This window comes from Modicisalibacter tunisiensis (genome assembly GCF_020148005.1).
In the GTDB taxonomy this organism is placed as follows: Bacteria; Pseudomonadota; Gammaproteobacteria; order Pseudomonadales; family Halomonadaceae; genus Modicisalibacter; species Modicisalibacter tunisiensis.
The window spans coordinates 1,299,824-1,314,109 of record NZ_JAGXFD010000001.1; the positions used below are offsets into that span (position 1 = coordinate 1,299,824).

Consider the following 14,286-nt stretch of genomic DNA (forward strand, 5'->3'; position numbering starts at 1 on the left):
CCTGTGCGCCATGCACGACTCCCTGATCGCCGCCCTCGCGGCGCTGCGCAAGACGCTCAATGATCGCCGCCACCGTGGCCTGCTGTGGGCCGACGGCGAGGCGGCGATGGTGCGTGAGCGGGCCCTTGGCATCTGGCGTGGCGGCGACTGGCAGGCGCCGCTGTGGCTGGGCCCCACCGCCCCCGCCGATGATATCCCCGTGCTGCCCGCCGCCAAGGCCCGTACACGGCTGGGCGGCGAGCACGAGCTGGTGGTGGTGGACGCCGCCACCCCGGGCGGCGGCTTCGACCCCGAGGCCTTCGGCGCCGTCGCCGGCACGGTGCGCGCCGGTGGCTTGCTGCTGCTGCTGACGCCCGCCGACTGGCGCACCGCCGCGCCACGCCCCGACGCCGACTATGCCCGGCTGGCCAGCTGGCCCCATGCCGTCGACTCGCTCAGTGCCCATACCCTGGCACGGCTGGCCCGTTGCCTGCGCACCGCCGACACCCTGCTGCACTGGCCGGCCGAGGCCGAGCGTCCCGACCTGACGCCGCCGGCGGCCGGCGAGGCCGCAGCGCCATCGGACGTGGCCGATCCGGACTGCCTGAGTGCCGATCAGGCCGAAGCGGTGCGCCGCCTGAGCCGCCTGCGTCGCCGCCGCCCGCTGGTGATCAGCGCCGATCGCGGCCGCGGCAAGAGCGCGGCGCTGGGCATCGCCGCGGCCCGGCGGCTGGCCGGCGGCGAACGCGAGCTGTGGTTGACCGCGCCGCGCCCCGGCGCCGTCGAGCCGGTGTTCGAACGCCTCGCCGCGCTGCTGCCCGGGGGGCGGCGTGAGGCCAATGTCTTTGTGGTGACCACCGGCCAGGGCCCGGCGCGGCTGCGCTTTCTGCCGCCGGATGGCGTGATGGCGGCCCTGGCCGAGGCGGGGGGCGAACCGAGTGCCGCGCCGACGCTGCTGGTCGACGAGGCGGCGGCGATTCCCGCACCGCTGCTGGGACGCTGGCTGGCGGCCTTTCCGCGGCTCGCCTTCGCCACCACCGTGCATGGCTACGAGGGCACCGGGCGCGGCTTTGCGGTGCGCTTTCGCGAGCGGCTCGCGCGCGAGACGCCGGACTGGCGGGCCTGTCGGCTCGCGACCCCCGTGCGCTGGGCGCCGGGCGATCCGCTCGAGGCGCTGACCCGCGAGCTGCTGCTGCTCGACGCCGAACCGGCGGACGACGACCGGGTCACCGCGGCGCTCGCCGCTGAGCCGGTACAGCTGGCCGAGCTCGACCGGGCGGCGCTGGCCCGTGACACCCCGGCGCTGACCGAGCTCTTCGGCCTGCTGGTCCAGGCGCACTACCGCACCACGCCCGGCGATCTGCGCCAGCTGCTCGACGCCCCGGACACCCGGCTGCTGGCGGCCCGGGTCGGCGGGCACTGCGTGGGGGTGTGCCTGGTTCAGGCCGAGGGCGGACTGCCGGCGGCGCTGGCCGCGGCGGTCCACCATGGCGAGCGTCGCCCGCGGGGCCATCTGCTGGCCCAGTCGCTGGCGGTGCACGGCGGCTGGCGCGAGGCGGCCGAAACGCGCTGGTGGCGCATCCAGCGCATCGCCGTGCATCCCGCGGCACGCCGGCGCGGGGTGGGCTCGCGGCTGCTCGCGGCGGTGGCCGAGCGGGCCCGCGTCGCCGGCATCGACGCCCTGGGTACCAGCTTCGGCGGCGAGCCCGCCCTGCTGGCCTTCTGGCGCTCCCGGGGCTACGCCACCCTGCGCCTGGGCCTGTCCCGCGAGGCCTCCAGCGGTGAGCATGCGGTGATGATGGGGCTGCCCCTGCACGCCGACGCCCGTCGGCGGCTGACCGACTGGCAGGCCGAGTTCCACGAGCTGCTGCCGACCCTGCTGGCCGCCGAACTGGACGAGCTCGATGCCGCCCTGATCGTGGCGCTGCTCGACGAGGCTCCCGTGCCACCGCTCGATACGGCCACGCCGGCGCGGCTGGCCTGGTTCGCCGCGGGCGGTGGCGAGCTGGCGCTGGCACGGCCCTGGCTGGCCCGGGCCTGGCGCATCGCCCGTCATCGCGCGCCCTCCGCGCTGGACGAGGCCGAGTGGCAGGCGCTGGCGGCGCCGCTGTTCCAGGGCCGCGAGGTGCCCGCCGGCTGGACGGCGGCGGGTCGCAAGGCACGCCTGCGCCACTGGCGCGAGCTGGCCGGGCGGCTCCAGGCGGCGCTCGAGACGACGCGTCCCGACAAGCTTGATGCACGTCAAGCGGGTGGCATCGGCAGTCCGTAGACTAGTCCGGATTTCTTGTTCACTGACGACTCGCGTTCCCACGCTCCCTTATGCAGACTTCCTCCACGGCAAGACCCCGCGACTGGCTCAAGCAGGAAAGCCGTCGCGTGCGCACGCCGGTCAGCTGGGCCATCGGCCTGGGCCTGGCCAGCGGCGTGCTGCTGATCCTCCAGGCGACCCTGCTCGCCCATGTCGCCGACGGCGCCATCTTCCAGGGCACGCCGCTGGCCACCCTGTGGCCGGCCTTCGCCGGCATGCTGGCGATCCTGCTGGTGCGCGCGGGGCTGACCTACGCGGTCGAGCGCTGCGCCTTCGCCGCCGCCGCCACGGTCAAGCTGGCGATCCGCGACCGACTCATGCACCAGCTCGAGGCGCTGGGGCTGGCCTGGCAGCGCGACACCCAGACCGGCGACATCGTCAACAGCGTCACCGACGGCGTCGAGCACCTCGAGGCCTACTACGCCCGCTACCTGCCGCAGACGGCGCTGGCCGCGCTGATTCCGCTGGCGATCCTCGCGGTGATCCTGCCCATCGACTGGGTCTCGGGGCTGATCCTGCTGGTCACCGCGCCGCTGATCCCGGTGTTCATGATCTTCATCGGCAAGGGCGCCGAGAAGCTCAACCAGCGCCAGTGGCGGCGCATGGGGCGGCTCTCGGGGCATTTCCTGGACGCGCTGCAGGGGCTGACCACGCTCAAGGTCTTCAACCTGGGCCGGCGCGAGGCACGGCTGATCGAGCGGCTCTCCGACGACTATCGGGCCAGCACCATGAAGGTCCTGCGGCTGGCCTTCGTCTCCTCGCTGGTGCTGGAGTTCCTGGCCACGGTGAGCATCGCCATGGTCGCGGTGCTGATCGGCTTTCGCCTGCTGTGGGGCGAGCTGGGCTTCGAGGCGGGCTTTCTGGTGCTGTTGCTGGCGCCGGAGTTCTATCTGCCGCTGCGCAACATGGGCAGCGTCTACCATGCCCGCATGGAGGCGCTGGGCGCGGCCGAGCGCATCGTCGAGCTGCTCGACACCCCGGCCCGGCCCTGGAGCGGCACGCGCCGCGATGTGCGGACGCCCGGCGATCCGCCGCGGGTGGCGCTGGAAGGGCTGGCCTACGCCTATCCGGGCGGCGTGCAGGCGCTCAGCGACATCGACCTGACCATCGCCCCGGGCGAGACGCTGGCCATCGTCGGCCCCTCGGGGGCGGGCAAGAGCACCCTGGCGCTGCTGCTGCTGGGCCTGCTGCGCGCCGGGTCGGGGCGGCTCGCGGTCAACGGCGTGGCGCTCGACGAACTCGACATCGACACCTGGCGCGAGTCGCTGGCCTGGGTGCCCCAGCAGCCGCGGCTGTTCTTCGGTACGGTGCGCGACAACCTGTGCCTGGGGCGCGACGACATCGACGATGCGGCCCTGTGGCGGGCGCTGGAACAGGCCCAGGCGAAGGCGCTGGTCGCCGCGCTGCCGCAGGGGCTGGACACGCCGCTCGGCGAACGCGGGGTACGCCTGTCCGGCGGCGAGGCACAACGCCTGGCGATCGCCCGGGCCCTGGTCCGCGAGGCGACCTTCGTGGTCGCCGACGAGGTCAGCGCCCACCTGGATTCCGACAACGAGCGGGCGCTGGTCGCGGCGCTCGAGACGTTGGGGCAGGGGCGCAGCCTGGTGATCATCGCCCACCGGCTGGCGACCGTGCGCCACGCCGACCGCATCGTGGTACTCGACGGCGGGCGCATCCGCGAGCAGGGCAGCCATCAGGCCCTGATGGCCGCCGGCGGGCTCTATGCCCGGCTGGTGGCCGGTGCCGACGGGGAGGTGCCGGCATGAGCGACCTGCGCTGGTGGCTGTCGATCGCCCGTCCCTACCTGGGCTACTTCGCGCTGGGCATCCTGCTCAGCGTGGTGACCGTCTCCGCCAACATGGCGCTGCTGGCGGTGTCCGGCTGGTTCCTGGCCAGCATGGCGGCGGCGGGGCTCGCCGCGGCGGACTTCAACTACTTCACTCCGGCGGCGCTGATCCGCGGCCTGTCGATCGCCCGCACCGGCGGTCGCTATCTCGAGCGGCTGGTCAGCCACGACGCCACCCTGCGGCTGCTCACCGGCCTGCGGGTGTGGTTCTACCGTCAGGTGGAGCCGCTCTCGCCGCAGCAGCTGCAGGGGCTGCGCAGCGGCGACCTGCTGGCACGGGTGCGCTCCGACATCGACACCCTGGACAACGTCTATCTGCGGCTGCTGACGCCCGCCGTGGTGGCGCTGATCTGCCTCGGCGGCGCGGTGCTGGTGCTGGCCACCTACAGTGTGCCGGTGGCGCTGGTCAACCTGGCGCTGCTGGTGCTGGCGGGCGTGGCCCTGCCGGCGCTGGTCGAGCGGCTCGGGCGCGAGCCGGGCCGCCAAGGTGTGGCGATCGCCGCCGAGCTCAAGGCCAGCGTGGTGGATGCGGTCGAGGGGCTGGGCGAGCTGAGCGTGTTCGGCGACCTGCCCCGCCGACGCGCGGAGATTCATGAGCTGAGCCGACGCTGGCTGGCGGCCCAGGCGCGGCTTGCGCACCTGTCGGGGCTATCCGGCGCCGGTGTGCTGCTGCTCACCAACCTCGCCGTGCTGGTCACCGCCTGGCTGATGGTGCCGCTGGTGCAGGGGCCGGGGCTGGCGGCGGTCGACTTCGCCCCGGTGGTGCTGCTGGTCATGGGCTGCTTCGAGGCGATCGCCCAGCTGCCCGGCGCCTGGCAGGCCCTGGGACAGCTGCGGGCGGCGACGCGGCGGCTGCGGGCCTTCGAGACGCTCGCGCCCAATGTCACCGACCCCGCCGAGCCGGCGCCGCCGCCCGAGGACGATACCCTGTGCTTCGCCGGCGTCGGCGCACGGCATACCGCCGACGGCCCCTGGGCGCTGACGGATCTCGACCTCACCATCGCCCCCGGCGAGCATGTCGCGCTGGTGGGGCCGAGCGGGGCCGGCAAGAGCACGGTGACGCAGCTGCTGCTGCGCCTGATGCCGGCCGAGCGCGGCGAGATCCGCTGGGGCGGGCGGCCGGTCGAGGCCTACCGCAGCGAGGACCTGCGGGCACGCCTCGCCGTGGTGCCGCAGAAGATCTACCTGTTCCATGCCACGGTGCGCGACAACCTGCTGCTGGGCAATCCCGAGGCCGACGAGGCGGCGATGGTCGAGGCGGCGCGACTGGCCTGTCTGCACGACGAGATCCTGGCGCTGCCCGAGGGCTACGACACCATCGTGGGCGAGGAGGGGCTCAAGCTCTCCGGCGGCCAGATCCGCCGGCTGGGCATTGCCCGCGCCCTGCTGCGCGACGCCCCGGTGGTGATCATGGACGAGCCGGGCGAGGGGCTCGACACCGCCACCGCGGCGCGGCTGCGCGCGAATCTGGCCGGCTATCTCGCCGGGCGTTCGCTGCTGCTGATCTCGCACCATCCGGGCTGGGCGCGTCTGGCCGAACGAGTGTTGCTGCTCGAGCGCGGGCGGCCGATCGCGAGCGGTGATCATGCCTCGCTGATGCGCGATTGCGCCACCTACCGACGCCTGGCGAGCCCCGGGCTGACGAGCCCGGCGCCCCTGGCCGAGACGGCTTGCGACAGCCTGCCGCAGGCCGGCGGCGAGTGCCGGTGAGCGGCCTTGATACAGGTCAAGAGGCGTTTTCCGGCGCTGCGTTAGGCTGAGGCCGCACTTCCGTCGCTGTCCACGCCGCCGGGCGTGGAGAGCGTCGGTCACGCAGGGATCACGGAGAACACCTCGCCATGCAAGAACTAGACACCGTCATCGAGCTGTCGCGACTCCAGTTCGCGGCCACGGCGTTGTATCACTACCTTTTCGTGCCGCTGACGCTGGGCTTCTCGGTGTTGCTGGCGACGATGGAAACCATCTACGTCATCACCGGGCGCGACATCTACCGGCAGATGACCCACTTCTGGTCGAAGCTGTTCGCCATCAACTTCGCCCTGGGCGTGGCCACCGGCCTGACCATGGAGTTCGAGTTCGGCACCAACTGGTCGACCTACTCGCATTTCGTCGGCGACATCTTCGGCGCGCCGCTGGCCATCGAGGGCCTGATGGCGTTCTTCCTCGAATCGACCTTCGTCGGCCTGATGCTGTTCGGCTGGGGCAAGCTGTCGCGCGGCAAGCACTTGCTGGTGACCTACATGGTGGCGCTGGGGTCCAACCTCTCGGCGCTGTGGATCCTGATCGCCAACGGCTACATGCAGAAGCCCACCGGCTCGGCGTTCAATCCCGACACCATGCGCATGGAGCTGACCAGCTTGCCGGACCTGATCTTCAGCCCCGAGGCGCAGGCCAAGTTCGTCCACACCAGCATCGCCGGCTACGTGACCGCGGCGATCTTCGTGCTGGGCATCAGCGCCTTCTACCTGCTGCGGCGCCGCCACATCGAGCTGGCCAAGCGCTCGTTCCGGGTCGCCGCGCTGTTCGGCGTGTTCGCCAGCATCGGTGTGATCTCGCTGGGCGACGCCCTGGGCTTCATCAACGGCGGCGCCCAGCCCACCAAGCTGGCCGCCATGGAAGGGCTGTGGGAAACCGCCGAGGCCCCGGCCGGCTTCAACCTGATCGCCTGGCCCAACCAGGAGGAGCAGCGCAACGACTTCGAGGTACAGATTCCGTACCTGCTGACGCCGCTGGTCACCCACACCTTCGACGAGTCGATTCCCGGGGTGAATGATCTGGTGGCCGAGGCCGAAACACGGATTCGCAACGGCATCCCGGCGTTGAGCGCTCTGCAGACGCTGCGCGAGAACCCCACCGACGCCCAGGCACGCGCCACCTTCGAGGCCCATCAGGACGACCTGGGCTACGCGCTGCTGGTCCAGCGCTACGTCGAGGACGTTTCGCAGGCCACCGATGCCCAGATCGCCAAGGCGGCGGCCGACACCATCCCGCCCGTGGCGCCGGTGTTCTGGTCGTTCCGCGTCATGGTGGCGACGGCCTTCCTGATGATGGCCTTCCTGATCCTGGCGGTGATCTTCTCGCTGCGTGGCACCCTGCATCGGCATAACTGGTTCCTGCGCCTGGCGCCGTGGATGATTCCGGTACCGTTTATCGCCAACGAGGCCGGCTGGGTGGTCGCCGAGCTGGGACGCCAGCCGTGGACGGTCTACGGCCAGCTGCCGACCTGGCTGTCCGCTTCGACCCACAGCGTCGGCTACATGATCTTCTCGCTGACCGGGTTCGTGCTGCTCTACAGCCTGTTCATCGTCGTCGAGATGTACCTGATGGTGAAATTCATCCGTCTGGGGCCGAGCGAGGGCAAGCATGACGCGCATGCCGATTCGGTCCGTCAACAACATTCATCCCAGTGGAGCGAGGCCTGAGCCATGGATCCGTACGTACTTCTCAAGGTGACCTGGTGGGTGCTGCTGGGTGTGCTGCTGATCGGCCTGGCGGTGATGGTCGGCATGGATATGGGGGTCGGCGCCGCGCTGCGCTACCTGGGCCGCACCGACGGTGAGCGCCGCGCGGTGATCAACATGATCGCCCCGCACTGGGACGGCAACCAGGTGTGGTTCATCCTCGGCGGCGGGGCGGTGTTCGCCGCCTGGCCGACCATCTACGCCACCGCCTTTTCCGGGCTCTATGTGGTGATGCTGGTGCTGCTGTGGTCGATGATCGTGCGCCCGCTGGGCTTCGAGTACCGCAGCAAGCTGCCGGGTGAGCGCTGGCGCGGCGCCTGGGACTGGATGCTGTTCATCTCCGGCGCGGTGCCGATGATTGTCTTCGGTGCGGCGATGGGCAACATGCTCGAGGGTGTGCCGTTCCACTTCTCCTGGAACATGGTCTCCTACTACACCGGCAGCTTCATCAGCCTGTTCAACCCCTTCGCCGTACTGTGCGGAGTGATGGCGCTGGCGCTGGCGCTCTATCAGGGCGGCGCCATGGTGATGAACCGCGGCACCGGGGTGATCCGCGAACGCGCCTGCCGCTTGCTCACCATCGCCGGTCTGGTGGCGCTGGCGGTGTTCAGCCTCTGCGGCATCTGGGTGACCCTGATGCACGGCTACGAGATCACCGCGGGCGGCGACCCGGCCGGCCCGGCGCTGCCGCTCAACAAGACCGTGGAAACCGCCGCCGGCGCCTGGCTGGCCAACTACACCGCCCACCCGGCGCTGTGGCTGGTCCCGGCGAGTGTCTACCTGGCCGTGCTGGGCGGCATCGCCGCGGCGCGCGCCGGCCTGTCGCACCTGGCCTGGTGGCTGGGCGCGCTGGCCTGGGCCGCCACCCTGGTCACGCTGGGTGCGGCGATGTTCCCGTTTTTGATGCCGTCGTCCAGCGAGCCGAGCCACAGCCTGACCGTGTGGGATGCGTCCTCGAGCCTGGGCACGCTGGGCTGGATGCTGGCCTTCACCGCGGTCTTCATCCCGATCATCGGCATCTACACCAGCTGGGCCTTCTGGGTGATGCGCGGCAAGGTGACGCCGGAATCGATCGCCCACGACGAACACGCCTACTGATTGCGGAGCCCGGACCATGAAACAGATACTGCACTTCCTCTTCTGGCTGCTCCTCGCGGTGGTGGCCATCGCCCTGACCATCGTGCTGGGCGAGCGCGGCGCCTGGTACTTCGCCTGGGTGCTGGGCACTGTGATGATCGTGCTGATCGCCGCGGCGGGCACGGCGATCATCGATGCCCGCTACGACGAGAGCCACGACGACCACTACTGAGCGTCGCCCCGCTTGCGTTCGCGCCGCCGCCCCGGTCATCGCCGGGGCGGCGGCGTTTTCGGACAGGACGAGGAAAAGTCCCGGGCGGAAGGCTTCGTGACGGGGTCATGATCGCTACAATGACCGGCGATCGATATCGTCGCCTTCAGGACCCGTCATGAACGAGCATCTGGAAACCCTGACGCCGCGCCCGCTGTGGCGCCATTTCCGCACCCTGTGCAACACGCCGCGGCCCTCCGGCCACGAGGCCGGCATCCGCCGCACGCTGATCGCCTGGGCCGAGGCCCGGGGCCTCGCCCACGATCTCGACGCCGCCGGCAACCTGCGCCTGAAGAAACCGGCGACGCCGGGCTGCGAGCAGGCCCCGGGGGTGATCCTCCAGGGCCATCTGGACATGGTCGCCCAGGCCAACGCCGAGCATCCCCACGACTTCACCAGCGATCCCATCGAGACCGTCATCGCCGACGGCTGGCTGCATGCCCGCGGCACCACCCTGGGGGCCGACAACGGCCTGGGCGTGGCCGCGGCGCTGGCGATTCTCGAGGATGACACCCTGCGCCACGGCCCGCTCGAGGCGCTGTTCACCGTCGAGGAGGAGTCCTCCATGGGCGGCGCGCTGCACCTGGCCGAGGGCTGGCTGGAGGGGCGCATCCTGCTCAACCTGGACTCCGAGGATCGTGGTCAGGTCTACATCGGCTGCGCCGGCGGCGCCGACGTGGTGGTCGAGGCCAACCTGCCGACCAGTGCCGTGCACGCCGAGGAGCGCACCTGGCGGCTGTCGCTGACCGGGCTGGTCGGCGGCCACTCGGGGATCGACATCCACAAGGGGCGCGGCAACGCCAATCGCCTGCTGGTGCGGGTGCTGCGCGCCCTGGAGCCCTGCGGTGTGCGCCTGGTCGACTATCACGGCGGCACGCTGCGCAACGCCCTGCCGCGCGAGGCCTTCGCCACCCTGGTGATGGCCGACGGCGAGGAGGGCGCCGCCCGGGCGCGCCTGGCGGCCCTGCAGGATGAGCTGCGCGCCGAGCTCGAGGGCGTCGATGAAGGGCTCGCACTGGCGCTGGAGCCGGCGGCGCGGGCCGAGACGGCCCTGACGCCCACCGCCAGTCGCATGCTGGTCGCCGCGCTGCATGTGGCGCCCTGCGGCGTGGAGCGCATGAGCGTCGCGGTGCCCGGGGTGGTGGAAACCTCCAACAACCTGGGGGTGGTGAGCCTCGAGGCGGGGCGCCTGCATCTGTGTGCCCTGGTGCGCTCGCTGCGCGACAGCGCCTGCGCCGACATGGCGGATCGTTTCCGTGCGCTGTTCGGCCTGATCGGTGCCGAGGTGCGCATGGAAAACGCCTACCCGGGGTGGACACCGGCCCCCGAGAGTCCGCTGCTGACGCGCTTCCGCGAGCTGCATCAACGGCTGACGGGCGATGCGCCGGCGGTCAGGGTGATCCACGCCGGGCTGGAGTGCGGGATTCTCGGCGGCAAGTATCCCGGCCTGCAGATGATCTCCTTCGGCCCGCAGATTCGCGGCGCGCACTCGCCCGACGAACGGGTCGAGATCGACTCGGTGGCGGAGTTCTGGCAGCTGCTGCGGGCGATGCTCGAGTCGCTGGCCATTGATCCGCTCAGTCCGGCGAATGCCTGACCGCCGCCAGGCCGTCGGCGGAGATCAGGCCGTGGCGGAAGGCATGCTCGGCCATGCCCAGGCTGCTGTCGGCCAGCAGCAGCGTGCAGTCGTGCGCGTCGACCTCCTCGGCCAGCCGGGCGATGTCCGCCTTGCGCGCGGCGCTGTGGTCGACGTCGCGGATGTAGATGGCGCGGATGCGCCCGGGGTGGTCATGCACCAGGCGGGCGTAGGTCTCGGGATCCTCCTGGCCGCTGTCGCCGATCAGCACGAAGGGCAGGGTGTCGTAGAGCGCCAGCATGCGCTCGATCACCATCACCTTGTGGTCGCTGGCCTTGCGCGGCCAGGGGCGCTGCAGGGTCAGCCCCCATTCGCGCAGGAACAGGATCGGACCGACGGGGATGCGGTTGCGCTGGAAGAAGGCTTCCAGTATCTCGTAGATGCTCCAGGGCCCCCGCGAGACATAGAGCATCGGGCGCCGGCGCTGCCCGTCGGTACCGTCGAACAGTGCCTGATAGAAGGCCGCGACGCCGGGGAAGGCCGTGCGGCGGTCGGCCTTCTCGAGGAACAGGCGGTAGGCCATCTTCAGCTTGTTGGCGACCCCGGTGTACATGACCGTGTCGTCGATGTCGCTGATCACCGCTAGGTCGACCGTCGGTGGCGGCACGTAGATCTCGGCCCGCTCGCTGACCGTGTGCGCGCCGTCGACGTGCACGTCGAGATCGGCATGATGCCAGCTGTGATCGAGCGGCAGCGGGGTGTCGAGGCGCATCCGGGCGTCGTAGTAGCCGTCGCGGTCGGTAGTCACGGTCAGCGTGCTGCCGTTCAGGCGCAGGGTGACTGCCGCCTCCCCGACGCCCCAGCGCACGCCGCGTCGCACCACGTCGGCCACGTCGCGGGCCAGTGTGCCCTCGGCCAGCGGCAGCCCCAGGCTGGGCTGGTGAAAGACGCGGCCCATCAGGTAGACCTCATGGGCCGTGCCGTAGCCTCGATAGGCATGCACCACGATGCCGCCGCGCCCGCGGTCCGACTTCATCGGCCGGGCGGCGATATGCAGCAGCTTGCGCAGGGCCTGGCGGGGGTGGCGGGACATGCGGGACTCCTTGAAGGCGGCCTTGGCGAGGCCGTACGCAAAGCGTCCGCCTCGGCGGGCGAGGCGGACGCAAGCGGGACTCGAGGGGATGCCGGTCAGGCGTGCTGGTGGCTGTGGCGCCCTTCGCCGATCTCCTCGATCAGCTTGCGGCAGAAGGCGTCGAGATCATCGGGCTTGCGGCTGGTGACCAGGCCGCTGTCGACCACCACTTCCTCGTCGACCCACTCGGCGCCGGCGTTCTTGAGATCCTGGGCCACCGAGGGGAACGACGTCATGCGGCGCCCCTCGACCACGCCGGCGTTGATCAGCAGCCAGGGACCGTGGCAGATGGCCGCGACCGGCTTGCCGGCCTCGAAGAAGTGCCGGGCGAAGGCCTGGGCCTTCTCGTTGGTGCGCAGGCTGTCCGGATTGAACAGGCCGCCAGGCAGCACCAGGGCGTGGTAGTCGGCGACATCGGCGTCGTCGAGGGCCACGTCGACATCGTAGGTGTCGCCCCAGTCGGTTTCCGCCCAGGCGCGGATGCCCTTCTTGTCGGGCGCGACGATGTGCACGGTGATGCCCTGGGCATCGAGTTCCTTGCGCGGCACCGCGAGTTCGGATTCCTCGAACCCGTCGGTGGCGAGGATGGCGACGCGCTTGCCACTCAGTTTCTGGCTCATGGCTACCTCCTTGCGGCTCAGTGAGCGAATGCGGTTTCGACCGCGACAGGACTCATCCTTGGGGCGGCGGCCGCCACGGACAAGGGGGGGGCGGCCGACGCTGGGTTCAGCATAGGCCATCATGACGCGACCTCAAGCGGCCGAGTGCCACGAGGCCCGAAAACGTCGCCGCCGCTCCGGGGAGCGGCGGCGACGGGGCGGGATGACGCGCGGGCTCAGCCGAGGTAGGCGTTGAGCATCCACACGGTCTTCTCCTGCTCGCGGATATAGTCGCTGGCCAGCGAGGCGGTACCCTCGTCGTCGGCGTCGGAGGCCAGGGAGAGCAGCTCGCGCTGCAGCTCGATCAGCGTCTGCAGGCCCTGGACGATGCCGCGCACGCAGGCCTCGCCGTCGTGGACGTTCTTGTCCTCGGCGATGTCGGCGATACGCACGTAGTCGCTGTAGGCATGCAGCGGCTGGTGGCCCAGGGTCAGGATGCGCTCGGCCACCTCGTCGATCTTGGTCAGCAGGTCGGTGTAGTACTCCTCGAACTTGGTGTGCAGTTCGAAGAAGTGCTGGCCCTTCACGTTCCAGTGATAGCCGCGCACGTTCATGTAGAAGATCTGGTAGTTGGCCAGCAGGGCGTTGAGCTTGTCGGCCAGCTGGTCGGCGCTGGCCTGATGCAGGCCGATGGCGTTGGTGTCTGCCATGAGAGAACCCTCCGTGATGGAACCTGCCTCGATGATAACCGGCCCGCCGGGAGGCGCCCAGTGAGCGGAAGTCATCGGCGGCATAGCGGCAATCTATCGTCATGGGCGCCTCGACGGCCGGCCGCCGGGGCGCCCGTCGGGAGGTCAGTGGCGCAGCGGGGAGGTCACCAGCTCGAAGCGGGCGACCTCCGCATAGACCTCGCCCGGCGCCTTGACCGGCTCGGCCGGGGGCACGGCCTCGGGCCAGATGCGAGAGAGTGCCTCCAGCTCGGCCTCACCCTTGGAGTAGACCTTGCCGTCGGCGTCGCGCAGGGTGTCCGCGCTGGTCTGCCACAGCTGCGTGGCGACCTGCACGAAACCGCGGCCGTCCTGGTACTCGGCGGCGTTGGCGAAGCGGCCGTCCTTGACGGCTTCCTCGTACTCCGCGGCGGCCTGCTTGAGCAGTGCCAGCGTCACGTCGCCGATGAAACGCGGGGACTGGCGCGTCTCGACGGCGACATCGGCCTGGGCCGCGTCGATCGCCTGGCGGGCCTTCGCCACGGCGGGGGCCAGCTGCGCCCAGTCGGCGGTCTGGCCGGCCTTGTCGGAAAGGGCTTCCAGCGCCGACTCCAGCGGGGCTTCCTCGTCGTGTGCCTCGAGTGCCGGCTCCAGCTTCGGGTACTGCTCGATCAGCGGGTGGGTGAGATGGGCCGCGCCCTGGTCGCCGTGGCCGCTGCGGTAGAGCGCCTCGGCCGTGGCCAGGTGGCCTTCCATGAAGGCAAGTTCGGTATAGTAGATGCCGGGCGAGGTCAGGGCGCTGGGGGCAGGCGTGTCACCACTTTCGCCGCCTTCGCCCCCCTCGCTGACCGCTACCGGGAAGTGGCTGAAGACGAAGCCGACGGCGCCGCCTTCACCGCCTTCGCCACCGTGATGGGATTCACCGCCTTCGCCGCCGTGGCCGGATTCATCGCCTTCACCGCCGTGATGGGACTCACCGCCTTCACCGCCGTGGTGGGCTTCGCCGCCCTCGCCACCGTGGCGGGATTTGCCAGCTTCACCGCCATGGTGAGTCTCGCCGCCCGATTCGGCGGTCAATTCAGTCTTCTGGGGCTCGTCGGCGGCGGGATCGCCGCCGTGGGCCAGAGCCGCCTGGCCGCCGGCTCCCAGGAAGGTCGTCATGCCGATGCCGACCCACAGTTTCAGGCGCTGTTCCATCATGCTGATGCCCTCGTCGTGTTCAATGCCTTGCTGGTGGAGAAATAAAGGGGCCCGCCGGTACGCTGGCGTATCATGGCGTGGAACAATAACATAACCCACACGAGAGTTATTTGCATTCACGTTCGCATCA

Annotated in this window: 12 protein-coding genes; 8 read left to right on the forward strand and 4 right to left on the reverse strand. The window is 70.6% G+C overall.

Annotation, left to right across the window (positions count from 1 at the left end; translation table 11 throughout):
• Positions 1 to 10 precede the first annotated feature (10 nt).
• The 7 genes from KGQ91_RS06025 (at position 11) to KGQ91_RS06055 (ending at position 10,539) form a co-directional block, all read left to right on the forward strand.
• The gene (locus KGQ91_RS06025) at positions 11 to 2,248 is read left to right on the forward strand and encodes a tRNA(Met) cytidine acetyltransferase TmcA (RefSeq protein ID WP_224420526.1); all 2,238 of its coding nucleotides are present in this window, start codon (positions 11 to 13) and stop codon (positions 2,246 to 2,248) included.
• A 50-nt stretch (positions 2,249 to 2,298) separates the two neighbouring features.
• Positions 2,299 to 4,053, forward strand: a complete 1,755-nt coding sequence (gene cydD, locus KGQ91_RS06030; RefSeq protein WP_224420527.1) for a thiol reductant ABC exporter subunit CydD — start codon at positions 2,299 to 2,301, stop codon at positions 4,051 to 4,053.
• Positions 4,050 to 5,843 (forward strand): thiol reductant ABC exporter subunit CydC, encoded by a 1,794-nt coding sequence (cydC, locus tag KGQ91_RS06035; RefSeq protein WP_224420528.1) that lies wholly within the window; start codon positions 4,050 to 4,052, stop codon positions 5,841 to 5,843. The genes cydD and cydC overlap by 4 nt, the downstream gene beginning before the upstream one ends.
• A 128-nt stretch (positions 5,844 to 5,971) precedes the next feature.
• Positions 5,972 to 7,555: a cytochrome ubiquinol oxidase subunit I gene (locus KGQ91_RS06040; protein WP_163648166.1), complete on the forward strand. Its 1,584-nt coding sequence runs from the start codon at positions 5,972 to 5,974 to the stop codon at positions 7,553 to 7,555.
• A gap of 3 nt (positions 7,556 to 7,558) precedes the next feature.
• On the forward strand, positions 7,559 to 8,692 hold the full coding sequence (cydB, locus tag KGQ91_RS06045; protein ID WP_224420529.1) for a cytochrome d ubiquinol oxidase subunit II: 1,134 nt from the start codon (positions 7,559 to 7,561) through the stop codon (positions 8,690 to 8,692).
• Positions 8,693 to 8,708: 16 nt separating this feature from the next.
• Positions 8,709 to 8,903 (forward strand): hypothetical protein, encoded by a 195-nt coding sequence (locus tag KGQ91_RS06050; RefSeq protein ID WP_224420530.1) that lies wholly within the window; start codon positions 8,709 to 8,711, stop codon positions 8,901 to 8,903.
• A gap of 157 nt (positions 8,904 to 9,060) precedes the next feature.
• Positions 9,061 to 10,539 (forward strand): aminoacyl-histidine dipeptidase, encoded by a 1,479-nt coding sequence (locus tag KGQ91_RS06055; protein WP_224420531.1) that lies wholly within the window; start codon positions 9,061 to 9,063, stop codon positions 10,537 to 10,539.
• Here KGQ91_RS06055 and KGQ91_RS06060 read toward each other — a convergent pair.
• From KGQ91_RS06060 to KGQ91_RS06075, 4 genes are all read right to left on the reverse strand, one after another.
• Positions 10,520 to 11,611 (reverse strand): App1 family protein, encoded by a 1,092-nt coding sequence (locus tag KGQ91_RS06060; RefSeq protein WP_224420532.1) that lies wholly within the window; start codon positions 11,609 to 11,611, stop codon positions 10,520 to 10,522. The genes KGQ91_RS06055 and KGQ91_RS06060 overlap by 20 nt on opposite strands.
• Positions 11,612 to 11,706: 95 nt before the next feature.
• Positions 11,707 to 12,270: a type 1 glutamine amidotransferase domain-containing protein gene (locus tag KGQ91_RS06065; protein WP_224420533.1), complete on the reverse strand. Its 564-nt coding sequence runs from the start codon at positions 12,268 to 12,270 to the stop codon at positions 11,707 to 11,709.
• A gap of 215 nt (positions 12,271 to 12,485) precedes the next feature.
• Complete coding sequence (locus KGQ91_RS06070; protein WP_224420534.1) at positions 12,486 to 12,959, reverse strand: Dps family protein; 474 nt, start codon at positions 12,957 to 12,959, stop codon at positions 12,486 to 12,488.
• A gap of 144 nt (positions 12,960 to 13,103) precedes the next feature.
• On the reverse strand, positions 13,104 to 13,712 hold the full coding sequence (locus KGQ91_RS06075; protein ID WP_224420535.1) for a hypothetical protein: 609 nt from the start codon (positions 13,710 to 13,712) through the stop codon (positions 13,104 to 13,106).
• Here KGQ91_RS06075 and KGQ91_RS06080 point away from each other — a divergent pair.
• Positions 13,701 to 14,201 (forward strand): hypothetical protein, encoded by a 501-nt coding sequence (locus KGQ91_RS06080; RefSeq protein ID WP_224420536.1) that lies wholly within the window; start codon positions 13,701 to 13,703, stop codon positions 14,199 to 14,201. The genes KGQ91_RS06075 and KGQ91_RS06080 overlap by 12 nt on opposite strands.
• Positions 14,202 to 14,286 lie beyond the last annotated feature (85 nt).